Source organism: Salinicoccus luteus DSM 17002, from assembly GCF_000712035.1.
Classification (GTDB): domain Bacteria; phylum Bacillota; class Bacilli; order Staphylococcales; family Salinicoccaceae; genus Salinicoccus; species Salinicoccus luteus.
In genome coordinates this window covers 221,363-247,799 of the sequence record NZ_JONV01000006.1, presented here as the reverse complement: position 1 = coordinate 247,799, position 26,437 = coordinate 221,363, and the positions used below count along the sequence as shown (strand labels likewise).

General features: G+C 51.0%; 20 protein-coding genes and 1 other annotated feature. Of the genes, 4 read left to right on the top strand and 16 right to left on the bottom strand.

Annotated features, from left to right (window positions below; all coding sequences use genetic code 11):
- Positions 1–24: 24 nt before the first annotated feature.
- Entirely contained in the window at positions 25–2,436 is a 2,412-nt protein-coding gene (gene parC, locus BO53_RS0101400; protein ID WP_031544667.1) for a DNA topoisomerase IV subunit A, read from the bottom strand.
- Positions 2,429–4,411, bottom strand: a complete 1,983-nt coding sequence (gene parE, locus BO53_RS0101395; RefSeq protein ID WP_031544665.1) for a DNA topoisomerase IV subunit B — start codon at positions 4,409–4,411, stop codon at positions 2,429–2,431. Before parE ends, parC begins: the two co-directional genes overlap by 8 nt.
- Positions 4,412–4,623: 212 nt before the next feature.
- Between parE and plsY the strand changes: the two genes are divergently transcribed.
- Both plsY and BO53_RS0101385 read left to right on the top strand, forming a co-directional pair.
- The gene (gene plsY, locus BO53_RS0101390; RefSeq protein WP_031544663.1) at positions 4,624–5,208 is read left to right on the top strand and encodes a glycerol-3-phosphate 1-O-acyltransferase PlsY; all 585 of its coding nucleotides are present in this window, start codon (positions 4,624–4,626) and stop codon (positions 5,206–5,208) included.
- A gap of 17 nt (positions 5,209–5,225) precedes the next feature.
- A complete protein-coding gene (locus tag BO53_RS0101385; RefSeq protein ID WP_051682975.1) occupies positions 5,226–5,504 on the top strand; it encodes a HesB/YadR/YfhF family protein in 279 nt (92 codons plus the stop codon).
- A 40-nt stretch (positions 5,505–5,544) separates the two neighbouring features.
- Here the strand turns inward: BO53_RS0101385 and acnA are convergent, their stop codons facing one another.
- Entirely contained in the window at positions 5,545–8,253 is a 2,709-nt protein-coding gene (gene acnA, locus BO53_RS0101380; RefSeq protein ID WP_031544659.1) for an aconitate hydratase AcnA, read from the bottom strand.
- Between the two features lie 178 nt (positions 8,254–8,431).
- A complete protein-coding gene (locus BO53_RS0101375; RefSeq protein WP_031544656.1) occupies positions 8,432–10,030 on the bottom strand; it encodes a glycine betaine uptake BCCT transporter in 1,599 nt (532 codons plus the stop codon).
- A gap of 236 nt (positions 10,031–10,266) precedes the next feature.
- Here BO53_RS0101375 and mscL point away from each other — a divergent pair, with 236 nt between their 5' ends.
- Entirely contained in the window at positions 10,267–10,632 is a 366-nt protein-coding gene (mscL, locus tag BO53_RS0101370) for a large conductance mechanosensitive channel protein MscL (RefSeq protein ID WP_031544654.1), read from the top strand.
- 41 nt (positions 10,633–10,673) lie between these two features.
- Here mscL and BO53_RS0101365 read toward each other — a convergent pair whose 3' ends face one another.
- Positions 10,674–12,086 carry a YfcC family protein gene (locus BO53_RS0101365; protein WP_031544652.1) on the bottom strand — a complete coding sequence of 471 codons (1,413 nt, stop codon included), beginning with the start codon at positions 12,084–12,086 and terminating at the stop codon, positions 10,674–10,676.
- A gap of 150 nt (positions 12,087–12,236) precedes the next feature.
- Here BO53_RS0101365 and BO53_RS0101360 point away from each other — a divergent pair, with 150 nt between their 5' ends.
- Positions 12,237–13,616, top strand: a complete 1,380-nt coding sequence (locus BO53_RS0101360) for a YfcC family protein (RefSeq protein WP_031544650.1) — start codon at positions 12,237–12,239, stop codon at positions 13,614–13,616.
- Between the two features lie 30 nt (positions 13,617–13,646).
- Here BO53_RS0101360 and BO53_RS0101355 read toward each other — a convergent pair whose 3' ends face one another.
- The 11 genes from BO53_RS0101355 to yihA all read right to left on the bottom strand — a co-directional run bounded on the left by BO53_RS0101355 (position 13,647) and on the right by yihA (position 26,392).
- Positions 13,647–14,918, bottom strand: coding sequence for a bifunctional folylpolyglutamate synthase/dihydrofolate synthase (locus tag BO53_RS0101355; protein WP_031544648.1), 1,272 nt, complete (start codon positions 14,916–14,918; stop codon positions 13,647–13,649).
- 3 nt (positions 14,919–14,921) lie between these two features.
- Entirely contained in the window at positions 14,922–17,549 is a 2,628-nt protein-coding gene (locus BO53_RS0101350) for a valine--tRNA ligase (RefSeq protein WP_031544646.1), read from the bottom strand.
- A gap of 45 nt (positions 17,550–17,594) precedes the next feature.
- Positions 17,595–17,801, bottom strand: a binding site (T-box leader).
- A 32-nt stretch (positions 17,802–17,833) separates the two neighbouring features.
- Positions 17,834–18,907, bottom strand: a complete 1,074-nt coding sequence (locus BO53_RS0101345) for an AbrB family transcriptional regulator (RefSeq protein ID WP_031544644.1) — start codon at positions 18,905–18,907, stop codon at positions 17,834–17,836.
- Positions 18,908–19,009: 102 nt separating this feature from the next.
- Positions 19,010–19,513 (bottom strand): hypothetical protein, encoded by a 504-nt coding sequence (locus tag BO53_RS13535; protein WP_051682963.1) that lies wholly within the window; start codon positions 19,511–19,513, stop codon positions 19,010–19,012.
- A 74-nt stretch (positions 19,514–19,587) separates the two neighbouring features.
- Complete coding sequence (gene hemL / locus BO53_RS0101335) at positions 19,588–20,874, bottom strand: glutamate-1-semialdehyde 2,1-aminomutase (protein WP_031544640.1); 1,287 nt, start codon at positions 20,872–20,874, stop codon at positions 19,588–19,590.
- A 1-nt stretch (position 20,875) separates the two neighbouring features.
- Positions 20,876–21,856 carry a porphobilinogen synthase gene (gene hemB, locus BO53_RS0101330; RefSeq protein ID WP_031544638.1) on the bottom strand — a complete coding sequence of 327 codons (981 nt, stop codon included), beginning with the start codon at positions 21,854–21,856 and terminating at the stop codon, positions 20,876–20,878.
- 1 nt (position 21,857) lies between these two features.
- On the bottom strand, positions 21,858–22,559 hold the full coding sequence (locus tag BO53_RS0101325; protein ID WP_031544635.1) for a uroporphyrinogen-III synthase: 702 nt from the start codon (positions 22,557–22,559) through the stop codon (positions 21,858–21,860).
- Positions 22,546–23,469: a hydroxymethylbilane synthase gene (hemC, locus tag BO53_RS0101320; protein WP_031544633.1), complete on the bottom strand. Its 924-nt coding sequence runs from the start codon at positions 23,467–23,469 to the stop codon at positions 22,546–22,548. Before hemC ends, BO53_RS0101325 begins: the two co-directional genes overlap by 14 nt.
- A gap of 12 nt (positions 23,470–23,481) precedes the next feature.
- Positions 23,482–24,306 (bottom strand): cytochrome c biogenesis protein CcsA, encoded by an 825-nt coding sequence (gene ccsA / locus BO53_RS0101315; RefSeq protein WP_031544631.1) that lies wholly within the window; start codon positions 24,304–24,306, stop codon positions 23,482–23,484.
- Between the two features lie 12 nt (positions 24,307–24,318).
- Entirely contained in the window at positions 24,319–25,665 is a 1,347-nt protein-coding gene (hemA, locus tag BO53_RS0101310) for a glutamyl-tRNA reductase (RefSeq protein WP_031544629.1), read from the bottom strand.
- Positions 25,666–25,804: 139 nt separating this feature from the next.
- A complete protein-coding gene (gene yihA, locus BO53_RS0101305) occupies positions 25,805–26,392 on the bottom strand; it encodes a ribosome biogenesis GTP-binding protein YihA/YsxC (RefSeq protein ID WP_031544627.1) in 588 nt (195 codons plus the stop codon).
- Positions 26,393–26,437: the final 45 nt, after the last annotated feature.

Sequence of the window (26,437 nt, the reverse complement as noted above, 5' to 3'; positions counted from 1 at the left end):
CAAATTCAAGTTGGACTATTCCGACTACTGCACCGCTTCAAATATGACGCGCTCCACTTCCCCGAATTCATTTTCATCGACGACGAATGAGCCGTTGGCATATTTGCCGCTCACCCGGATGGATCTGGCATCCAATCTGAAGCTGGCATTCTGTGAATAAAGGATCATATCGACATTGTTTTCGATGAGCCGGGCCCCGATGACGCGATGGGGCTTCGATTTGATCTCCTTGAGCAGCGTGCTGCCCACCTGCGCCCTGGCGCCCCTTTCAAATGTATCCATGGCCGTCCGTTTGACTGCCCCCCGCTGGGAGACCGTCACGAGGAATTTCTCATCGGAGACGAGCCCCGAGAAGACAAGCGCATCATCCGGCTTCAGCTGGATTGCCCTGACGCCCTGCGCCTTCAGGCCGACCGGATTGACTTCCGACAGCGGGTATCTCAGGGAGATGCCCTTCTGTGTGATCAGCAGTACATCCTCCGCGCCGCCCTGGGAGAGTTCCACTGAAACCACCTGGTCGTCCTTTTTGAGGCTGATCCCGGAAATCGGACGCCGGATCCGGCTCGCTTCATAGGCCTTGAGCTCAGTCTGCTTGATCTGGCCCTGCCTCGTGGTCGTCACGACCGACATGCCGGTCTCGTACGCCTCGATGACGAAAGCCGTCACCGGCGCTTCATTTGCGCCGAGCCTGAAGCGGTTCGAGAGATGCTGGCCATTATCCTTCCATCTGATCTCCGGAAGTTCATGGACCGGAATGATCATGTAGTTGCCGAGATTGGTGAAGACGAGCAGATGCTCGAGCGTGTGTGCATGGCGGGACAGCAGTACATGATCGTCCTCCTTCATGCCGATTTCATCCGGCGTACTCGCATTGTAGCTCCGAAGGCTCGTACGCTTCACATACCCTTCCTTCGTCAACGAAACGACGACCTCCTCCTTGGCGATCAGCACTTCCTTTTCGAGCTCGATGGTCTCTATCTCCTCCTCCACCGTACTTTTCCTCGGTGTGGCATATTTCTTTTTGATGTCCCTCAGCTCTTTTTTGATCACTTTGAGCAGCTGCTTTTCATTGCCCAGTATTTCGCGCAGCTGGTTGATCGTATATTCGAGTTCACTGTGCTCCGTTTCCAGTTCCGCGATGTCCGTGTTCGTCAGCCGGTACAGCTGGAGCATCACAATCGCTTCTGCCTGGGCTTCCGTAAAGCTGAAGGCTTCCACCAGGTTCGCCTTGGCGTTGCGCTTGTTGTCCGATTCCCGGATGACGCGGATGACCTCATCCAGTATGGACAGGGCGTGCATCAGCCCTTCGATGATATGCATCCTGCGCTCGGCTTCCGACAGTTCATACTGCGAGCGGTTGAGGATGACTGCCTTCTGGTGGGCGATGTAGCTCTCCAGTATCTCCTTCAGCCCGAGCTGTTTCGGTGCCCGGTCGCTGATGGCTACCATATTGAAGTTGTATGATACCTGGAGATCCGTCTTCTTGTAGAAGTAGTTGATGATGCCTTCGACATTCGCGTCCTTCTTCACCTCGACAATGATGCGCATGCCCTCGCGGTCGGTTTCGTCCCTGACTTCGATGATGCCATCCACTTTGCGGTCGGCACGGATTTCATCCATCTTTTTGACAAGGTTCGCCTTGTTCACTTCGTACGGAAGTTCTTCGATGACGATATGGGTCTTGCCGCCCCGCGTGTCCTCAGTACGTACACGACTGCGGACGATGATTTTTCCACGGCCGGTCTCATAGGCCTTCCTGATCTGGTCCTTGCCCTGGATGATGCCGCCCGTAGGGAAATCCGGCCCTTTGACGACCTCCATCAGTTCATCGATGGAGGCAGAGGGCTTATCGATGACCTTCAATGTCGCATCGATGACCTCTTCAAGGTTATGCGGCGGAATATCCGTGGCGTAGCCTGCGGATATGCCTGTTGAGCCATTGACGAGCAGATTCGGGAATTTTGAAGGCAGGACGGTCGGCTCCATCTCGGTATCATCAAAGTTGTTGATGAAGTCGACCGTATTTTTGTTGATGTCACGGAGCATTTCGTTCGAGATCTCAGAAAGTCTCGCCTCCGTATACCGCATCGCAGCCGGCGGGTCGCCATCGACGCTTCCCTTGTTGCCGTGCATGTCGACCAGCTCCTCCCGCATCTTCCATTCCTGGGAGAGGCGGACCATCGCTTCATAGACACTGGAGTCGCCATGCGGATGATAGTTTCCGATGACATTCCCCACGGTCTTCGCACTTTTCCTGAAGCTCTTTTCAAAAGTATTCCCTTCCTTGTACATTGCGTACAGGATGCGCCGCTGGACCGGCTTCAAGCCATCCCTGACATCAGGGATGGCACGATCCTGGATGACGTATTTGCTGTAGCGGCCGAAACGGTCGCCGATGACATCTTCAAGTTGTAGCTGCTGAACTTGTTCAGTCATTCAATTCACCACTTTCTCCCAGTTTTGTGACATCGTCATTTCCCAATATGCTGTCTGCGTCCTCGAGTGTGAAGCTGACATTCGATTCGATCCACTTCCTGCGCATCTCGACATTGTCCCCCATGAGGGTCGTGACACGTTTCAGCGAAAGCGCCTCGTCTTCAATCCGCACCTGGATTAATGTCCGCGTCTCCGGATTCATCGTCGTTTCCCACAGCTGTTCCGGCATCATTTCACCGAGACCCTTATAGCGCTGCAGTTCGACGTTTTTGCCCATTTCTTTCTGGGCTTCGATCAGCTCATCCTCAGTCCAGACATACCGCACGTCCTCCTTCTTTTTGCTCTTCTTCTTCAGCTGGAATAACGGCGGCAGGGCGATGTAGATTTTGCCTGCATCAAAGAGCGGGCGCATGTAGTTGAAGAAGAATGTGAGCAGCAGGACCTGGATATGTGCCCCGTCCGTATCGGCATCGGTCATGATGACGATCTTGTCGTAGTTGGTATCGTCCACATTGAATTCGGTTCCGACACCTGCGCCGATCGTGTGGATGATGGTATTGATCTCTTCGTTCTTGAATATGTCCTCAAACTTCGCCTTCTCGGTGTTGATGACCTTGCCGCGCAGCGGTAGGATGGCCTGGAAACGCCTGTCACGCCCCTGCTTGGCGGAGCCGCCCGCAGAATCCCCCTCGACCAGATACAGTTCATTCTTCTTGGCGTTGCGGCTCTGTGCAGGTGTGAGCTTTCCGGACAGCAGTGTATCCTTGCGGCGCTTCTTGCCGTTCCTTGCCTCCTCACGGGCTTTCCGTGCCGTTTCCCTGACGCTCCTTGCCTTGATCGCCTTCTTGACCAGCTGGGTACTCAGTGCACCATTCTCCTCCAGATAATAGGGAAGATGGTCGCTCATCAGCGATTCCATGACATTCCGCGCTTCGCTCGTACCGAGCTTGCTCTTCGTCTGTCCTTCGAACTGGAGCAGGTTTTCAGGAATCTTCACAGAGATGACCGCAGTCAGGCCTTCCCGGATGTCATTGCCCTCAAGGTTCTTGTCCTTGTCCTTCAATTCGTTTATTTTGCGTGCGTATTCATTGAATACACGGGTGAAGCCGGTCTTGAATCCGACTTCGTGGGTACCGCCGTCCTTTGTCCGCACATTGTTGACGAAGGAGATCAGCGTTTCGCTGTACTGGTCATTGTACTGGAAGCTCACTTCCGCCAGGATGTCATTGTACTCGCCGGAGAACATGACCACATCCCCGATTGCATCCTTCCCTTCATTCAGGAAGTCGATGAAGGATTTCAGACCATCGTCGTACTGGAATACCTCCTCAAGGGGCTCCTCGGGACGCCTGTCCGTAATGGAGATGCGCATCCCCTTCTGGAGGAAGGCGGACTCCCGCATCCTTTCCATGATCGTCTCGAAGTGGAACGAAGTGCCGGATTTGAAGATTTCCCCGTCCGGCCTGAATGTCACTTCGGTACCGGTCCTTTTTGTCTTGCCGGTCACTTCCAATGGACGGTCGAGCTTGCCGCCGTCCTTGAATGACATCTCATGCACCTTGCCGTCCCGGTAGATCTTGATCTCCACCCACTCGCTCAGGGCGTTGACGACCGAAGCCCCCACACCGTGCAGACCGCCTGATGTCTTGTATCCGCCGGCACCAAACTTGCCGCCGGCATGCAGGACGGTGAAGATGACTTCCGGTGTCGGCTTGCCGGATGTATGCATGCCTGTCGGCATCCCCCGGCCATTATCCCGGATTGTGATGCTTTCATCCGGATTGATGGTGATATTTATTTCATCGCCGTAGCCATTGATGACTTCATCGACCGAGTTGTCGGTGATTTCGTACACCAGGTGGTGCAGCCCCCTATAATCGGTGGAACCGACGTACATCCCCGGCCTTTTCCTTACGGCGTCCAGACCCTCAAGTATTTGTATTGAATCATCGTTATAAGTATTCTGTCTTGCCAAATTGGATTTCCTCCCACAAACATATGTTCGTTATTTTTATCTCATGTTCTATTTTTATACAAAAGTGTGATGATTGCAACCATAATCAATGTATTCATGGTGTATACGAAGTATTTAGTTTACATAATAATTTTATGGTAAACTATATTTTATTATACCCTGTTTAAAATTTATGGTAAACTGTTAGTACCTGATAATAAAGGGGTTTTTAAATGGAAACGATTATAATACTCCTGTTATTGAGCTATCTTCTTGGCTCCACACCTTTCAGCCTGCTGATCGGCATCTGGTTCTATAAGATCGACCTCAGACAGCATGGCAGCGGCAATATAGGTACAACCAACACTTTCAGGATTCTTGGCAAGAAGGCCGGCATCGTCGTGCTTCTGCTGGATATGTTCAAAGGGGCGCTTCCAGTGTTTGCCGCAATGCTCCTCAATGTGGATATGCATATATTCATCCCGGGGCTTGTTGCAGCCATCGGCCATGTCTACTCCATATTCCTGAAGTTCAAGGGCGGAAAAGCTGTTGCTACAAGCGCAGGTGCCGTACTGGCATATAATCCCCTGCTTTTCATCCTGCTCCTGTCTGCATTTCTGATCACGCTGAAAGCCAGCAAATATGTATCCCTTTCCAGCATCGTGAGTGCCGTCTTATTTTTTATTCTTTCGCTGGTTTTCAGGGATCCGCTGCTGATTGCCTTCTCGTTCATCATCGCCGTAGTCATTGTCGTTAGACATATCTCCAATATTAAACGTATAATGGATGGTACAGAATCCAAAATTACATTCATGTAGCAGAAGGGATGATGGAAATGTTGGAAGTTACAGATCGTGCACTGGATTGGATGAAGGAAGAATTGGACCCGGAAGAAGGACAGGGCGTAAACATCTATGTAAGGTATGGCGGTGAAACACAGCTGAAACAGGGGTTTTCTCCAGCATTGACAGTAGAACGCATCCCCTCTGACAGCAAAGTATTCGAGTACGATGGCATACAGGTCTTCATCAAGGAATCGGACCTATGGTACTTTGAGGATACGGAACTGATCATAGATTCTGAGGATGATGAAGTCATATTCGAAAGCAAATAAAAGTAATAACCCATCTCAAAAGAGATGGGTTATTTTAATATTACTGCTCTTTAAGTTTGTTTCTGAGTACAAGCTGCAGGATACCGCCATTACGGTAGTAGTCCACTTCAACTTCTGAATCGAAGCGTGCTTTGACTTTGAACTCAGTCTTCTTGCCGTCCTGGTTTGTCGCTACAGCATCGAGGACGTGTCCAGGCATGACATCTTCACCGACTTGGATGTCGAATGTCTCGCTGCCGTCAAAACCGAGTGTATCTGCGTCTTCCCCATCGACGAACTGGAGTGGAAGGACGCCCATCATTACGAGGTTCGAACGGTGGATACGCTCATAGCTTGCTGCGATGACCGCTTTGACACCGAGAAGGTTCGTACCCTTCGCTGCCCAGTCACGGCTTGATCCCATACCGTAGTCGTCTCCGGCGATGACCACGAGTCCTGTGCCATTCTCCTGGTATTTCATTGCAGCATCATAGATGCTCATGACTTCACCAGTCGGCCAGTACGTTGTGAATCCGCCTTCTTTGCCGTCTGCAATCTGGTTGCGGATACGGATGTTGGCAAATGTGCCGCGGAGCATAACTTCGTGGTTGCCGCGACGGGAACCGTATGAGTTGAAGTCCCTTGGGGATACACCCTGTTCAATCAGCCATTTGCCGGCAGGTGTATCCTTGCCGATTGCACCTGCAGGTGAAATGTGGTCTGTCGTTACAGAGTCTCCGAACTTGCCGAGTACACGCAGGCCATTCAGTGATTCCACTTTGCCTGGTTCTGTAGACAGGTTCTGGAAGAACGATGGGTTCTGGATGTACGTGGACTCCGGATCGAAGTCGTAGAGTGGTGCATCCGTCGTTTCGATGTTGTTCCAGATTTCGTTGGCATCGAATACCCTTTCGTATTCCTTCCTGAAGAGCTCAGGGCTGACGTTGCCCATTACTGCATCCTTCACTTCCTGAGTGGAAGGCCAGATATCCTTCATGAAGACATCGTTGCCATCCTTGTCCTTGCCGAGTGGCTCATTGCGCAGATCGATGTCCACTGTACCAGCAAGTGCATATGCAACAATCAATGGTGGTGAAGCCAGATAGTTCGCTTTGACAAGCGGGTGGATCCTGCCTTCGAAGTTACGGTTTCCGGAAAGTACGGAACTTACAAGCAGATCGCTCTCAGTAATCGCCTCTGTAATTTCAGGAAGCAATGGACCGGAGTTTCCGATACATGTTGTACAGCCGTAGCCTACAAGGTTGAAGCCGAGTTCATCAAGGTATTCCTGCAGACCGGAGTCTTCAAGATAACCGGTAACGACTTTGGAACCTGGTGCCAGGGAAGTCTTCACGTATGCTGGTACTTCCAGGCCTTTTTCAACCGCTTTCTTTGCAATCAGGCCCGCTCCGAGCATGACATAAGGGTTGGATGTATTCGTACATGAAGTGATGGCTGCAATGGCGAGGTCGCCGGTCTTCATTTCAACTTCTCTGCCATCGTTGAATTTGATTGTCGTCTTCTTGTCGAATTCCGATTCGTCCAGGCCATGACCATGGTTGCCGCTTTCGGCTGTAATGGATTTCCTGTATTCCTTCTTCATATCGGACAGCTGAATCAGATCCTGTGGACGCTTTGGTCCGGCAAGTGCAGGCTCAACTGTGGAGAGGTCGAGGTCGACAACTTCGCTGTAGACCGGTTCGTTTGCCGGGTCGAAGTACATGTCATTCTCCTGAAGATATGTCTTGACGATATCGATATGCTCTTCACTGCGTCCTGTGAGCTTCATGTATTCGAGTGTTTCGTCATCGACAGGGAAGAAGCCGCATGTCGCACCATATTCAGGCGCCATGTTCGCAATCGTCGCCCTGTCAGCGAGTGGGAGCTCTGTTACACCCTGTCCAAAGAATTCGACGAATTTTCCTACAACGCCGTGTTTGCGCAGCAGTTCAGTGACGCGCAGTGCGAGGTCTGTCGCTGTTGCACCTTCCGGCAGGCCATTCGTCATGCGCACACCCACGACTTCAGGTACAGGGAAGTAGGATGGCTGACCGAGCATTCCGGCTTCGGCTTCGATGCCGCCGACACCCCAGCCAAGTACGCCGAGACCATTGATCATTGTTGTATGGGAATCCGTACCAACGAGTGTATCCGGGAAAGTAACGAGTTCATCGCCGTCTTCTTTGACGTGGACAACATTCGCCAGGTACTCGAGGTTCACCTGGTGCACGATGCCTGTTGCAGGCGGAACGGCTTTATAGTTGTCGAACGCCTTCGTTGCCCAGTGCAGGAATTCATAGCGTTCCTGGTTCCTTTCGAACTCAAGCTCCATATTCAGTCTGAGTGAATCATCAGTACCGTAGGCATCCACCTGTACCGAGTGGTCGATGACGAGATCTACAGGCACTTCAGGATTGATTTTCTGTACATCTCCACCTACATCATCCATCGCTTTTCTGAGAGATGCCAGGTCGACGACCGCCGGCACACCAGTGAAGTCCTGAAGAATGACGCGTGAAGGTTTAAATGGCACTTCTTTTCCTTGGTTGTCACCTTTGTCCCAAGTTGCCAAAGATTCAATATGTTCATCATTGATGACACTGCCGTCGTACTGGCGCAGTACTGATTCAAGCAGCACTCTGACGGAGTATGGCAATTTGTGTGGTTCAGACATGCCCCGTTCAGCCAATGTCTTCAGACTATAGTAGTTATAGTCCTTGCCGCCGACATTGAACGACTTCTTGGCAGCTTCATTAACATTTTGACTCATTGTAATAGCCCCCTATCAATATTCCAGTCATAAGACCGTTCGTATCAATTGTATATCTTTACATAAGGGATGTAAACGCCGTTCCTCTCAATTCGCCCATAATTTCGATACAAAAAAATGACCTATAGCAATAAGTAAAACTTATGCTGATAGGTCATTTCCATAACTATATATTAACTTAACTGTTTTCTCTGGCTGCTTTCTCATCATCCAGTTTTTGTTTTTTCTCATGATCCTTCATCAGCTTTTCATACTCTGTACCTTCGTAGTTAGGTTCGATGAGGAGATTCAGTGATCTTTGCTCTTTTGCAACATCCTTGTAGGTTGCAACCATCATGAGTATGAGAATGATTGAGAATGGGAATGCCGAGATGATTGCTGCTGCCTGGAGTGATGTCAGTCCGCCGCCCATGAGCAGAACAATCGCAATAGAAACTTGGGCAATACCCCAGATCATTTTTGTTCTGTTTGGTGGTGTAAGCGATCCATTGGTCGTCTGCATACCCAATACGAATGTTGCCGAATCAGCAGAAGTGATGAAGAATGTGCCGATCAGCAGCACCGCGATAAGTGAAACAATCAGACCAAACGGCAGATTATTAAACATTTCAAACAGGACAGCTTCAGTCGCAAGATCTGCAAATCCACCGACCTGTCTATCGGAATCAATGGCAGTGACCCCGAAGACACTGAACCAGAAGAAGCTGAGTACGGCTGGGCCGATCATGACTGCCAGTACAAACTCACGGATTGTACGGCCTCGTGACACCCGTGCGATGAAAATCCCGACGAATGGGCTCCAGCTCATCCACCAGCCCCAGTAATAGATTGTCCAGGCGCCGAGCCAATCGTTTTTATCCTGATTGAGTGGTGCAACATCATAACTCATGTTTACAAAGTTGCCGATCATACCGCCGAAAGTATCAGTCCACATGTTAAGAATCAGAACCGTTGGCCCAAGTACAAGTGTAAAGATCAACAGAAGGCCGCCGAGGACCATATTTGCATTACTCAAGTACTGGATTCCTTTGGAAAGTCCCGTCCATGCACTGTACATGAACAGCACAGTAATGATGGCAATGATGATGATCTGTACATAGATATTGTTCGGAATGCCGAACAGGTAGCTCAGGCCACCGTTGATCTGCATGACACCGAGACCAAGGGAAGTCGCTACCCCAGCAATCGTGGCGAACACGGCCAGCACGTCGATTGCTGTACCGATTGGGCCGTCTACATGCTTGCCAAGAATAGGGCGCAATGTACTCGAAATCAATCCGGGTTCATTCCGTCTGAACTGGGCAAATGCCAGAGCCAGTCCCACGACTGCATAGACTGCCCATGCATGGAAACCCCAGTGGAAGAACGTTCTCCGCAATGATTCCTTCATCGCCTCATCCGTTTCTGGTTCGGCAGTCGGCGGGGTGAAATAGTGGCTGATCGGCTCGGCAGCCCCCCAGAATACGAGACCGATACCCATGCCGGCACTGAAAAGCATCGCAAACCATGACATCGTTTTGAACTCAGGTTTTTCCGTCGGTTTGCCAAGACGGATCTGCCCCATCGGTGTAAAGACGAATATCAGGCAAAACAAGATGAAAATTGTTGTCAGCGATACATAATACCAGCTGAAGTTACTCGTTATAAACCCCGTGAGGACTCCCGTTACGCTTTCGAAGTTCTCTGAAAAGAACGTCCCGTAAAGGACAAGAACAGATACAATAACAAGTGATATCCAAAAAACTGGTGTCAATTTTCCTTGGTTTTTCTCTTCCATTTTACTCCTCCTTTGGATTAGTTATTCCCATTAATTACTTTTTGTAACGCAACTTGCAAAACAATTATTGATGTTAACACATCATTCGGAGTCTAGCAAATATACATTTACCCTATACCACCAGTATATATCAACATCAGTATAAATAAAGTGATTACGCCACACCGCTTGCAAGTCCATGCGTTTGTTGTAAGATGGATGCTGGACCCATAATCAAAAACTTCGGAGGAATCATCATGTGGCAGGAATTTAAGGATTTCATACTCAGAGGAAATGTACTGGACCTTGCAGTCGCCGTCGTCATAGGTGCAGCATTCAGCAAAATCGTCACGGCACTCGTTGAAAACATCATCATGCCGTCCATCGCCCTCATCTTCGGCAACACCGACTTCACTTCGGAATGGGCCTACAGGGGGATTACATATGGCGTCTTCATCCAGGCGATCATCGACTTCCTCATCATCGCAGCAGCAATATTCGTATTTGTTAAAGTGGTCAATGTGCTGACGCGGAACCGCTTCGTGGAGGAAGCTGCCGAAGACGAGCAGACCGTACTACTGAGAGAAATCAGGGACTCCCTTAAAAAGGAAGACTTGAACTAGAAAGGTATAATAAAAGGCCGGCGGTCCCGCCGGCCTTTTTACTATGAGACGCCCATCACTGTGGCCACAACCAGGGCTGCAGCAGCTATGATGAGCCACATCAGCGTGATCTTCCAGACAAATCTGACCCATTTGATGTAGGGAATACCTGAAACCGCCAGGACACCCATCAATGAGGCAGAAGTCGGTATGATCGTGTTCGTGATTGCATCTCCGTACTGGTAGGCGAGCACGGCGACCTGCCTTGGAATTTCCTGGAGGTCCGCAATCGGTGTCATGATCGGCATCGTCGTCATCGCCTGGCCGGATCCGGACGGGATGAAGAAGTTGATGACGACCTGTATGACGAGCATCCCGAGCGCCGTTATGGATGGCGGAAGGAAGTCGAGCACACTGCTCATTCCATTGATGACCGAGTCTATGATGACGCCGGACTCGAGCACCACGACGATGGCCCGTGCAAAACCGACGATGATCGCACCGTAGACGACAAGTTTCATGCCGTCAATGAAGGCATCGAATATGTCGTTGATCTTCATTCCGCCGACAAGTCCGGCGATGAGACCGATCACAAAAAAGTTGGCGGACAGTTCCGTCAGGAACCAGCCATGCTGGAAGATGCCATATATATTTATGATGATGCCGACTGTAAATGTCACAAGAATCATGATATGCCGCTTTTTGAGTTCGTCGAAATTCATCACATCATCTGTGAAATTGACATGCCCCTTCTGCGACTCCTCATAGACCAGGCTCGATTCGGGATCCTTCTTCACTTTTTTCGCATAATGCATGACATACAGTATGGCGATTCCCAGTACAAAGAAATAGACGACGCTCCTGAACTGCCAGCCTGAAAATATCGTCAGCTCAGCGATCTCCTGGGCAATCCCCACTGTAAAGGGGTTGAGCATGCCGCCGATGAAGCCGGAAGCCGCTCCAAGCGTCACCATGGCCGTCCCCACCATGGCATCATACCCAAGAGCTGTGGCCAGCACGATGCCGATGGGAACGAATATGATGGCCTCCTCAGCCATGCCTGTTGTAAAGCCCAGAATGGAAAAGACGAGCATGACCACTGGAATCATCAATTTTTCATTCCCTTTGACCATGAGCATCACTTTTTGGATGGCCGCTTCGATTGCCCCTGTAGCCCTGATGATGCCGAAGGCGCCGCCGACCAGGAATATGTAGAATATGATGTTCGCCCCATCAATCAGACCGGTCGGAATCGCTTTGAACAGCTCGAAGAATGACACCGGGCTCTGTTCCACCGCCGTGTAGCTTCCGGGTACCACCTCCGTCCTGTCCCCCACTTCGACCCGTTCGAACTCCCCGGCAGGGATGACATAGCTGAGCGCTGCTGCAATGATGACGACCGAAAAAAGGATTGCATAAGTATGCGGGAATCGGAATCCCGCAGGCCTCTGTTCTGATTGTTCCCCTCTGTCCATACAATCTCCCCTCGCAATTTGATACTACCATTATACATTTATTTTGAAATATAAAAAGATTGAATTGTTTGAAACTTATATATATGGAAGGTTGCCATATCCCATCACTCAAGTATAATTAAGATCACCAACAGCATAGGAGGATTGGAAATGAAATACATAAAAGTACCCCACGCTTTCGTCCTCATCTACTCCATCGTCATTCTGGCAATGCTTCTCAGCTATGTCATCCCCGCCGGGGAGTATGATCGGACGGAGAACGAGGACGGCATCCTCGTCGTGGATGAAACCTCTTTCGAGTTCACTGAGCAGACACCTGTCCACTGGACTGAAATATTCCGCGTCGTCCCTGCCGGCATGACGGATGCTGCAGGCATCATATTCCTGATCTTCATCATCGGTGGGGCATTCGGGATGATCAACGGGACCGGAGCGATAGAAGCCGGCATCAACAAGGTCGTCTCACTGCTCAAGAACCGGGAAATCGTCCTGATTCCACTGACGATGCTCATCTTCTCGCTTGGCGGCGCCACCTTCGGCATGGCCGAATCCACATTGATATTCATTCCAATGGGAATCATGCTTGCACGTTCCCTCGGCATGGATGCCATGACCGGCATGGCAATGGTGGCTCTCGGTGCTGCAGCCGGATTCGCAGGGGGCTTCATGAATATATTCACGGTCGGCGTCGCCCAGGAAGTCGCCGGACTGCCCCTCTTTTCCGGAATGTTCTACAGGATCATCGTCCAGATCGTATTTGTCATCATCGCTGCATTCTTTGTATACCGATACGGCAAACGGGTGCAGAAGGATATGAACAACAGCTACGTATATGGGCTTGAGAAAAATGCCCAGGAAGAATCCTATGCATTCAAGGAGTTGACGACGAGGCACATTTTCGTCCTCCTGATCATACTCTCCGGATTCGGGCTCATCATATATGGCGTCGTACAAGGCTGGTCGACGGGCACCGACCTTGCAGCAATATTCCTAGCCATGGGCATCCTTTCGGGACTGGTTGGAGGCAATACACCAAACGGCATTGCAGAAGATTTCATAAAAGGAGCCAAGGAAGTTACATTCGGTGCACTCATCGTCGGGCTTGCCAGATGTATCCTGCTGATACTGGAAGATGGCACCATCATCGATACGGTCATCTTCTCGGTCAGCTCCATCCTGGAAGGACTGCCCGCCTCCATTGCTGCAGTCGGCATGTTCTTCACCCAGTTCATCATCAACTTCTTCATCCCGTCCGGTTCCGGCCAGGCGGCAACGACCATCCCACTGATGGCCCCTATAGGGGATATCGTCGGCGTGCCCCGCCAGTCGGTTGTTCTGGCCTTCCAGATGGGGGACGGCCTGTCGAACTACCTGTTCCCGACATCGGCCATCCTGATGGCAGGCCTCAGCATCGCCAACATTCCATACGAGAAATGGCTTCGTTTCGTCTGGCCGATCATGCTCGTTTGGATCGTGGCATGTGCCGCCTTCATGGTCATCAGCCTGTGGATCGGCTACGGCCCCTTCTAGCATAAAAAAGACGATAATCCCCACTCGGGATTATCGTCTTTTTCTATTATAGTACTGCTTGATTTCACTGATGAAGTAGAGGCTGCCTGTCGCGAGCAGGAGATCCCCTTCGAAATCTTCTATGAACTGGATATAATCATCCACCATCGCCCTGCGCGGGTGCTTCACCTTCTCGTATATCGCCGCTTTCGGCAGTGCTTTTGGGAAGTCGAAATCCGTCACATTGAAGGCATCCGCCATCCCTTCGAGCTTCTCGAGCATCGCAGCCAGCGGCTTCCCTTCTATTGCTGAGAAAAGCACTGTAATCTTCTTGTCGGGATGCTGTTTTCCGATCGTATCCACGAGGGCTTCAACCGCTTCATTGTTATGGGCACCATCAATGATGACCAGCGGATCTTCACTGATGGTCTCGATACGGCCAGGCCATGTGGCCTCTTCGATGGCCTTGATCATCAGGTTCCAGTCGAGGACCGCCCTTCCCCTTTCATGAAGCTCGATCAGCGCCGCTATGGCGAGGGAAGCATTCTCCTTCTGATGCCTGCCCGGCATGCCAAGCCGGATATCCTGGAAATCATAGGAGCCATACTGGAACTGGAACTCACCGTTTTCAGGAATCATGATGATATCCCTGTTCAGTTCGACCCCCTTTGCATGATTCTCCTCGAGCACCGTATGGATATAATCCCGGGATACGTCATCCTTGACGCTGAAGACAAGCGGAACGCCGGGTTTGATGACACCGCTCTTGTCTTTGGCAATATCCAGCAGGGTGTCGCCCAGTATGCTCGTATGATCCAGCCCGATGCTTGTCAGTACAGTCATGATCGGCTGGAATACATTCGTCGAATCATTCTTGGCACCAAGACCGGCTTCGACGACCACATAGTCGACAGAACGCACGCTTCCGAAATAGACGAACATCATCATCGTAATGATTTCAAACTCTGTTGCCGTACCAAGGTCCGTCTCGGCTTCCAGTGCTTCGCTTACCGGTTTGACGATATTGACCAGATGGACGATATCGTCATCTGAAATCGGCGTGCCGTCCACCGAAATCCGTTCGTTGAATGTCTCGATGTACGGGGAGGTGAATGTCCCGACAGTATAGCCGTTCCGGTTCAGAGCATTTCTCATATAGGACACGGTGGATCCTTTGCCATTCGTGCCGACGACATGTATGCCATTGATATTGCGTTCCGGATTCTCCAGGCGCCCAAGCATCCATTCCATACGCCTGACACCGGGTTTGATGCCAAATTTCATCCTTTCATGAATCCAATTCAATCCTTCTTGATAGCTCATGGCCTATCCCTTTCTTTTCAGATTGTCCAGCCTCTCCCTGACTTCGTTGAACTGGGACTGGTAGCCGATCTGTTTCTCTCTTTCTTTTTCAACGACATCCGCCGGTGCGTTCGCGGTGAACTTCTCATTGCCGAGCTTGCCGTCCACGCGCTTCAGTTCGCCTTCAAGACGCTTCAGCTCACCTTCAAGGCGTGCTATCTCCTCCTGCATATCTATCAGTCCGGACAATGGCAGTATGACTGTTGCACCGTTCACCACATCCGTCTTCACATCCTCTTCCGTCACAACTTCAGAAGAGATGTCGAGGGAGCCAGGGTTGCAGAAGCGTTCGATGTAGTGCCTGTTGTTCTCGATGAGTTCTCTCCGCGCCGCGTCTTTGACTTCTATGAATATATCGATCGGTTTCGACAGGGGTGTGTTGACTTCATTCCTTGTCTGGCGGACCGACTTGATGATGTCGACGAGCAGTGCCATGGCATCCTCGGAAGTCGGGTTGCTGAGATGAGTGTGCGCCTTTGCCCACTCGCTTGTGACGATCGTCCTGTCCGGCTCTATCGTCTGGTATATCTCCTCTGTCACAAACGGCATGAATGGATGGAGCATCTTCAGTATGTTGTCCAGGGTATGGAGCAATACGGAGCGTGTCATCGCCTTCTCGGCTTCCGTACCTTCAGCCATCGGCACTTTCGCCATTTCGATGTACCAGTCGCAGAAGTCATCCCATATGAAGTTGTACAGCAGGCGCCCTGCTTCTCCAAACTCGTAGTGTTCGGAAAGCTGCGTGACATTGCCGATCGTCTCATTCAGGCGCGTCAATATCCACTCATCAGCCAATGATTTTTCACCTTCGAGATTGATGTCTTCCATACCGAAGTCTTCACCGATATTCATCAGGCTGAACCGGGAGGCGTTCCAGATCTTATTGATGAAGTTCCATACGGATTCGACTTTTTCATCGGAATACCTGAGGTCGTGCCCCGGGGTTGTCCCTGTGGACAGGAAGTAGCGCAGGGCATCCGCCCCATATTTTTCGATGACATCCATCGGATCGACACCATTGCCGAGGGATTTCGACATCTTGCGGTTCTGTTCATCCCTCACAAGGCCGTGGAGCAGTACATCATCGAATGGATTCTCTCCTGTATGCTCAAGGGAGGAGAAGATCATTCGTGCCACCCAGAAGAAGATGATGTCATAGCCGGTCACAAGCACATTCGTCGGGAAGAACTTCTTCAGGTCTTCCGTCTCTTCGGGCCATCCCATTGTGGAAAACGGCCATAGAGCGCTTGAGAACCATGTATCCAGCACGTCTTCATCCTGCACCCAGTTGTCCGGGTCCGCAGGCGGCTCCATGCCAACATGCATCTCTCCGGACTCCTTATGATACCAGGCCGGAATCTGGTGTCCCCACCAGAGCTGGCGGGAGATGCACCAGTCGCGGATATCCTCCATCCAGCGGCGGAATGTTGCATCAAAGCGCTCGGGTACGAAGTTGATCGCATTATCGGAATCCTGATTGTCCAGGCTCTTTTTGGCAAGATCGTCCATCTTGACGAACCATTGTGTGGACAGGTAGGGCTCAACGACCGCCCCGCTGCGCTCCGAATGTCCAACGGAATGGACATGCGGCTCCACCTTGATCAGGTAGCCTTCCGCCTCAAGATCCTTCACCAGTGCCTTGCGGCATTCGAAACGGTCCATGCCTGCATATCTGCCTGCGAGGTCGTTCATCGTGCCGTCCTCATTCATGACATTGATCCGCTTCAGTTCATGGCGTTCACCGAGTACGAAGTCGTTCGGGTCGTGTGCCGGCGTCACCTTCATCACCCCGGTCCCGAATTCCATATCGACATACGGATCTGAAATGATCGGCAGTTCGCGCTCCATGATCGGCAATGTTACAGTCTTGCCGATATATTCCCTGTAGCGGTCATCATCGGGATGGACGACGATCGCCGTATCACCGAGCATCGTCTCGGGACGTGTAGTGGCGATCTCAAGATGATTGCCGTCAGGAAGTGGATATTTCACATGGTAGAAGTTGCCCTCGACTTCCTTATGGATGACTTCGATATCACTCAGCGCCGTCTGTGTCGCCGGATCCCAATTGATGATATATTCGCCGCGGTAGATCATCCCTTTGTTGTACATGTCGACGAAGACCTTCCTTACTGCCTTGGACAGGCCTTCATCCATTGTAAAGCGCTCCTTGTCATAGTCGAGGCCGAGGCCGAGCTTCTTCCACTGGCTGCGGATGAAATCGGCATACTCCTCCTTCCAGTCCCATGCCCGTTCAATGAACTTTTCCCTGCCAAGGTCATGACGGGTGACGCCCTGTTCGCGGAGGCGCGCTTCCACTTTCGCCTGGGTCGCAATGCCTGCATGGTCCATGCCGGGGAGGTAGAGGACTTCATAGCCCTGCATGCGCTTCATGCGCGTGATGATATCCTGGAGGGTCGTATCCCATGCGTGCCCAAGGTGCAGTTTGCCCGTCACATTCGGCGGCGGGATGACGATGGAGTACGGGGGCTTGTCGGAAGCCGCATCAGACTTGAAATAGCCGGCTTCCACCCATTTTTCATATTTACCTTCTTCAACCATTTTCGGATCGTACTTTTTGGACATTTCCATAACATTCTCTCCTTTAGACAAAAATAAAAAGCTTCCTGTCCATGACTTTAGGACGGAAGCTCCGCGGTACCACCTAGATTCAGCATGAAATGCTGCACTCGAAATGATTAACGCTCATCCCACGTCAGGCCCTACTTTGGTTCAGGACTGATCTCTGCAGACTACTTTCATGGCATACTTCGGCATGTTCACAGCACCCACATGCTCTCTGTAACCCGTATACCACTACTCTCCTGCCTTCATCTATTGCATTAATTTTATAGTATTCCAACACCCGGGTGCTGTCAAGTCCCATCCTCCGCATGCTCGCGCCGGCGCCTGTTCCGTCTAAGGAAGTAATTTATGGCGGGTGCGACGATCAGAAGGATGAAGAAGATCCTGAATATATGATAGCTCGAGATCATTGCGGTGTTGGCGCCCATGTCAACGGCGACGATGATGATCTGCCCGATGCCGCCCGGTGCCGCGCTCAGGAACAGATCCGTGAAGTTATGGTCTGTCACCAGGAGAAACAGCATCACCAGCCCCATCGTTCCTGCGATGACGAGTATATTCTGTATGATCATGGCGGCGATCAGACGGCTGTTCAACTGGGTGACGAGCGTCGATATTTGAAAGCCGATCCTTATGCCGAAGAACAGCTGGGCTGCATACATGAACTCAGTGTTGACCGAAAATGTATAATCCGTCACCATGTTCCAGCCGAGCACGGCGAGCATCGGACCCATCATGAACGGCACAGGAAATTTCAATTTTGCGAGTATGAGGATGACGATGGGGATGGCAGCGACGATCCACAGCATGTCCCATGTCATGACCGACAGGAGCGGGGCCGCAGCTTCGTTCAATGCACCTGTCCCCCTGTCAGCGGCAAAGCTCGCAATCAGCGGTACGAAGATGACGACAAGCACGATGCGCGACATCTGTGTCAGCGTGACAAGCAGAAGATCCGCACGCTTCTCCTCCTCCGCCATGACGATCATCTGCGACAGTGCGCCCGGCACCGAAGCAAGCACAGCCGTTTCCATGGTGCAGCCGGTCATCCTCATGAAAAATCTTGCCAGAATCAGGCTCAGGATGATGATGAGCAGTGAAATAAGTATGATGTTTATGTAATCGTCAGCCATGTCACGAAATGTCTGCAGGGTGAATGCAGAGCCGATTTCCGCGCCGATGATGACGAGGCCGACGTTGCCCAGCCATTTGGGATAATGGAAATGGCTCGTCACCAGCCTGTGGAACAGGACGGTTGCAACCATCGCACCAAAAAGCCATGGAAGCACCATCCCGATCCACTGCAGCAGCGCAGACAGGACGATTGCAGCAAGAAACAGAAACAGCAGGTTCAGATACTTCATCCCGTCGGCCCCTTCCAGTAATTATTTCGGAATTCAAAACAATATTCATGCAAAATGCAACCCCGCCCAGTCTGCACTGCTGCGGGGTTGTCATGAACAGAATTAATTTGCACTGCTGTCTTCGGAAGTCTCTGCCTCATCATTGGCTGAACCTGGTTCCTCTTCCGTAACTTCAGCATCGGAATCATCGGATGATTCCTCTTCAGTACTCTCTTCCTCTGTGCCTTCTTCTTCAGTGGATTCCTCAGTGGACTCCTCTTCAGCACCGGATCCCTCTTCCGTGGATTCTTCGGAACCGGAGCCTTCTTCGGTACTGTCCTCTTCGGTCATTCCCTCTTCCTGCGTTTCCTCGTCTCCGGAAGTCGTCGATGTAGAGCCGTCTCCACCCTCTTCATCGCCACCGCCGCTGAACTGGTTGATGATCAGGGGAATGAGCAGCAGGACAATAACAATCGGAATGATCCACATAAGCGGGTTTTTCTTGTTGTCCTCTTTGCGGTCGATCATTTCCCTGTTCTGACCTTCGATGTAGACTTTGTCCTTATCTCGTTCGCCTTTCATGTTCGCTTTCTTGTCGGATATGTGCTTATCCTTGTCATTGGCCATTCAAATTACCTCCCGTTGTCTATTCTCTTTCATTATACACTTTATTCTGCGCATATAAACTCGAATTTTGGAGGCTATTTCCCCGCAACGCGTTCAAGCGCGCTACCGAAGGCGTCCAGTGTCTTCCTGATATCTTCTTCGGTATGCTTGGTGGAGAGGAACATGCCCTCGAACTGGGAAGGTGGCAGATAGACACCTTCTTTGAGCAGTTCCTGGTACAGATTTTTGAAAAGCTCAAGGTCGCTTGTATTCGCACTGTCGAAATCCACGACCGGACCTTCACTCAGGAAGAAGCCGATCATCGACCCGGCACGATTGACTGTGATCGGATATCCTTTTTCGCTGAAAATATCCTTCAGCCCGACTTCGAGCATGTCGCCAAGCTTATTGAAATGTTCGTAGCTTTCCGGCGTCAGCTGCCTGAGCGTCTCAAGTCCCGCCGTCATCGCAAGTGGGTTGCCGGACAGTGTGCCCGCCTGGTAGATGTCTCCGACGGGTGCAATGCGTTCCATAATGTCACGCCTGCCGCCGTAGGCCCCTACAGGCAGTCCACCGCCGATCACTTTGCCGAGGCATGTCAGATCCGGCGTAATGCCATAATGGCCCTGTGCACTGTGATAGCCGACACGGAATCCGGTCATGACTTCATCAAATATGAGCAGCGTATCATTCTGCTCCGTAATCTCACGTACGAACTTCAGGAAGCCCTCTTTCGGTGGCACGACGCCCATGTTCCCGGCGACGGGTTCCATGATGACTGCTGCAATATCCCCGCCGAACTTGTCGAACGCCTCGGAAAGGCTCTCTTCATCGTTGTACGGTACGGTGATTGTATTCGCCGCCGTCCCTTCGGGCACTCCTGGAGAATCCGGAAGCCCAAGCGTCGCAACGCCACTGCCCGCCTTGATCAGCAGGGAATCGCTGTGGCCGTGGTAGCAGCCTTCAAACTTCAGTATCTTATTCTTCCCAGTGAATCCTCTGGCCAGCCGCAGCGCCGCAAGCGTCGCTTCCGTGCCCGAGGAGACCATGCGGAGCATCTCGACCGATGGTACGCGGTCGATGACGAGTTCCGCCAGTTCATTTTCAAGTTCTGTCGGTGCACCGAAACTGGTGCCTTTCTGTGCAGCAGCGGTGAGGGCGTCGACGACCTTTTCATCGCTGTGGCCGAGGATCAGGGGACCGAAACTGAGCACATAGTCGATGTATTCGTTGCCGTCCACATCATAGGTTCTTGCATCTTTCGCGCGGTCTATGAAGACCGGATTCATGCCCACGGAGTTGAATGCCCTGACTGGACTGTTCACTCCGCCCGGCATCAGTTCCTTCGCTTTTTCATAAAGTGCTTCTGATTTTTCGTACATTCTATTCCATCCCTTCATCAAGCATTCTGCATATGTCTTTGGCAAAGTATGTGATGATCATGTCCGCTCCGGCACGCTTCATGGAAACCATCTGTTCCATGATGACGGACTCCTCAAGAAGTCCCATATCGACAGCGGTCCGTGTCATCGCGTACTCTCCACTGACATTGTAGGCGACTACCGGCACATTCGTATTGTTTCTGACATCCCGGATGATGTCAAGATAGGACAGTGCCGGTTTGACGATCATCATGTCGCATCCCTCTTCGAGGTCGCTTTCCAGTTCACGCTGTGCCTCCAGACGGTTTGCAGGGTCCATCTGATAGGTCCTGCGGTCGCCGAATGACGGCGTGGAGTCCGCTGCATCACGGAATGGGCCGTAGAATTTGGAGGCGTACTTGATGCCATAGCTCATGATTGGAATATGGCTGTAGCCATTGTCGTCGAGCCCTTTTCTGATTTCAGATACGAAACCATCCATCATATTGCTTGGCGCGATGATATCCGCTCCGGCTTTCGCCTGGGAGACGGCAGTTCTGACAAGGAGCGGCAGTGTGCTGTCATTATCGACATCCTGTGTATCCGGATCGATGAGTCCACAATGGCCGTGATCCGTATATTCACACAGGCAGGTATCCAGAATGACCAGGATTTCAGGATACAGGCCCTTTGAAATTCTGCAGGCTTCCTGGACGACGCCATGGTCATGGTAGGCACCATGGCCCTCCGGGTCCTTCTCGTCCGGTATGCCGAAGAAGATGACGGATTTGATTCCGGCTGCCTTCACCTCTTCCAGCTCTTCATGGAGCCGGTTCAGTGAAATCTGGAAGACCCCCTTCATGGACGGCACTTCCTCCTTCACATCGTCGGATTCCACTACGAAAATCGGATAGATCAGATCTTCCTTTGTGACTTTCGTCTCCCTGACCATATCCCTCATGAATTCTGTTCTTCTCAGACGTCGATGTCTATCGAAATTCATTTTATACTCTCCTATCTATTCTTTCTTCCAGCATCGTGATCATGTCTTCCATCGTTTCCTTTTCCGGCTGTATGGAGTCTATGCCGTATTCCTTCAAAGCCTCCGCCGTCACATGTCCGATGGCTGCTACAACCACCCCGTCAAGCATATCGGGGGAGAACCATTTCATGAAGGTCCGGACACCCGATGGGCTTGAGAATGTGATGGCATACGGTTCATCCGACAGCAGCCCATGCAGCACTTCCCTTGAAGGGCCGTTGTCCACGGGGCGATAGAGGTTGATGCGTGCCACTGTGCATCCCTGCCTGCCCAGATGCTCATAAAGGAGCGGACGGGCACGTTCGCTGACGGGATAGAGTACACGATCACCCGGTTGGGCTGCAAACTGGGCCATGAACCCTTCCTGCGAATAGTCCGGTGGTTCGAAGTCCACTGTGAAACCATGGGACTCCAGACTTTCGCTCGTCTTTCTGCCGATGCTCGCCAGCCTGTTGAATCTGACGGATTTCATGAATGGGAGAAAGTGATCCACTGCATTTCGGCTTGTAAGCACAAGCCAGTCATATTCATATTCAAGCAATGACGCATCAAAAGGCAGCCATTCAGTCGTGATCAGCGGCACATGATGGAGCGCGAGCATTCCGGACCGGAATTCCGGCTCCCTGCTCTGCGTCATGATGACCGATGGCCTAGAGTGCTTCATTGATGCGGTCGATGATATCCTTTGCGCCGATGCGCTCCATCTCATCAGCGACGAGGTTGCCGAGCGTCTCCGGATCCTGATGGGACTTTTTGACGATATACTGTTCGCTGCCATCTTCAGGCATGATCAGTCCCGTCAGATAGAGTTCCCCATCCTCATAGGATGCATAACCGCCGATCGGCACCTGACAGCTGCCATCCATGCGCTTCAGGAAGGCCCGCTCTGCAGACGTACATGATGCGTCTATATCGGAATGCACCTTCTGCAGCATCTCGATCAGCTCCTTGTCGCCGGAACGGCACTCGATGCCGAGTGCCCCCTGGGCAATGGCCGGAATGAATGATTCCGGGTCGAAGTATTCCGTGACAATATTGTCGGACCAGCCCATGCGTTTAAGGCCTGCAGCTGCGAGCACAATCGCGTCATACTCACCGGATTCCATCTTCTTGATGCGTGTATCGATATTGCCGCGCACCCACTTCACTTCGATATCATCACGCATCGCAAGCAGCTGGGCACCCCGCCTCAGGCTGCTCGTACCGACAACGCTGCCTGCGGGCAGATCCTTGAAGTGCACTTTGTTGTTGGACAGGAAGGCATCGCGCATATCTTCCCGCTCAGGTACACATGCGATGGTGAATCCTTCAGGCATGGTACTTGGTACATCCTTCAGACTGTGGATGGCCATATCGATCTCCTCGTTGGCGAGGGCCTGCTCGATCTCTTTGACGAAAAGGCCCTTGCCGCCTACTTTGGACAGCTGTACATCGACGATCCGGTCCCCCTTGGTCACTATTTCCTTGATTTCGATGTCCAGGTCGGGATAGTGCGATTTAAGACTGTCGATGAACTGTCTGGACTGGGTCATCGCCAGACCACTGCGTCTTGAACCAACAATAAATTTTCTCATTTTGCGTCTCCTTTAGTAGCTCCAGAAATGAAAACTGGATAGCTGTGTGATGAATAGATAGTTCAGCATGCATATGATGAAGATCAGGATGTTGAACCAGGCAAACTGGTATATGCTGCCCTTTATTTTCAGGTGGAAGAACAGCCCCGTATACAGTATGAGTACAAACAGGGTGCCAAGCACCTTGAAGTCACGGAATATTTCAGTTCCGAATATATATATGCCCCACTGGGTCCCGAGGGATATGCTGATCAGCATGAACAGGACACCCAGGACGAGCGTGCGTATCATCGTCTTTTTGGCCGTCTCTATACTGAAGAGGGAAAAGAAGAGACGATTGAAACGCTTCTTTTTCAGGTTATCATATTGAATGATATATATCACGGCATGTATCACCGAAATGAAGTAAAGCACATAGGCAAACAATGCCAGCACAATATGGATGACGAGCAATTCATTCATGATGGCTGAAACTTCCGTCACCCTGCTGTAGGTGACCGGCGCGAATGTGTAGATGGAAAACAATATGAAGGCACAGAATACATAGAGCGAGAAGGCAATTTCCGAATCGCTCCGGCTGTAATGGAACAGGCCCATGATCACGACAAGGGCCGAGAACACATATATCCCTTCAAAAGTTGTCTGGATCGGGATGCGGCCGAGGGACGCACCGATATAGATGAAGGATGCGACCTGGAGTACGGCGGCGATGATGACAAGATAAAAGGAAACCTTCCTGGCCAGCCGATTTCTGAAAAACAGATCGTAGCTTAGCACAGAAAGGCTCAAAAAGTATAATAACAATATAAATTCATGACTGCGGAACATCATATCCATATGGCTTCCACCTTAATCGAGTGCCAGCTCCTGCTTCCTTGCCAATAGCTTCTGCTGCTGTTTCTCTTTCTCCTGCTGGCGGATGGCATCCACTTCTTCTTCGATGCCGAAGAGCTGCTCTATTTCTTCAAGTTTTGCACTTGCTTTCCGGTCACCTGAAATTTCCTTCGTATAGATGATCGGATCTTTGAGCATCTGGTTGATGATGCTCTTCATATGCTTCGATATCACTGTACGCTCGCGGTCAGTCATATCCGGCATCTTCCTCTCCACACTCTGGAATGTTTCTTCATGGATCGAGAGCGCCTTTGTACGGAGTGCCTGTATGACCGGCACGACACCCAGCATGTTCACCCATTCGGTGAACTTGTCCATGCTTTCGGCAATCATGCCTTCAATTTTGGCTGCTTCCTCCTGACGGGTGGAGAGGTTGGCATCCACCAGGCCCTGGAGATCGTCCACATTATACATGTAGACATTGTCCATCCCGCCCACTGTCGGGTCGATGTCTCTCGGCAGTGCAATATCCATCAGGATCAACGGCTTCCCTTTACGGTTCGCCATCGCTTCTGTCATCACTTCTTCTGTAATGACATAATTGCGTGCAGCAGTGCTTGAGATCACGATATCGGTCCCGATGAGCTCCTCCTTCAACCTGTCGATGGAGGCACTCTTTCCATTGAACTGCTCAGCCAGGCGTTCGGCTTTCGATTCGGACCGGTTGACGACCGTGACATTACTGATGCCGTTCGACGTCAGGTTCAGAAGGGACTGCTCAGCCATTTCCCCTGCGCCGATAACCAGAACTTTGCTGTCGTCCACACGGGAGAATATCTTCTTGGCAAGCTCCACTGCGGCGTATGAAATGGATATCGCATTCTTGGAGATATCCGTTTCACTATGTCCGCGCTTTGCCACCGTAATCGCTTCTTTGAAAAGCTTGTTGAACATGGTACCTGTCGTATGCTCATTCTGGGCAGTAAAGAATGCATCCCTGATCTGTCCAAGGATCTGGGTCTCTCCGAGAACCATCGATTCCAGCCCGGAAGCGACACGGTACAGATGCTCGATTGCTTCATCTCCGACTTTGACATCCGTAATCCTCTTGACCGATGCCAGATCCAGATCAAACCAGTCCGCAAGGAACATCTGGGAATAGTACTTTCCTGTATGCACCTGGTCGCTGACCACGTATACTTCCGTCCTGTTGCATGTGGACAGAAGTACGGCTTCAAGCACGCTTTTCTGTTCCCGCAACTTATGTAGCGCCGGGATGACCTCTTCATCCTTGAACGCCACCTTTTCTCTTTCTTGAACACTCGCTTTTCTGTAATTCAGACTCAATGCGATAACATGCATCCGAATTGCCCCCCACTATCCTATTATGCCTCGTCTTTGGACACTTTCAATAATTATTATTTTAACAGATTGCATGAGCATAATCCACGACACAATCTTATTTATATCAATTATAAATAAGAAATTTTTGTGAACAATCCTACATATATTGTGAAATGGCCTCCATTGCTTTGGGGAGGTTCTTCTTATCCACTGCAGAGAAAGGAATCATCACGTCATCCTCTTCGAAGTCGATGGTCTCCCTGACCACTTTCAGATGCTTCTCAAGCTTACTTTTTGGGATCTTATCCATCTTCGTACATATCATGATAACCGGAATTTCAAAGTGCTTAAGGTAATTGTACATCAGCACGTCATCTTCGGTCGGCTTATGCCTCAGATCGACCAGCTGGATGACGGCAGCCAGTTCCTCCCTTTCGGCCAGGTAGTTCTCAATCATCTTTCCCCACTCTTCGCGGGCCTTCTTCGACTGCTTGGCATAGCCATAGCCGGGGACATCGACAAACACAAACTGGTCGTCCATATTATAGAAGTTCAATGTCTGTGTCTTGCCGGGTTTGGAGGAAGTCCTGGCGATATTCTTGCGGCCGGCTACTGCGTTGATGAAGGAGGACTTGCCCACATTCGAGCGGCCGCTCAAAGCGATTTCCGGCAGGCCAGTTTTTGGATACTGTGCACTGCTTACAGCAGAGATGAGTATTTCTACATTGTTTGGATTGATTCTCATCGCTCTTCTTCCTTTCAGTAAAAAGAGCTGTCCATGGTTCAGACA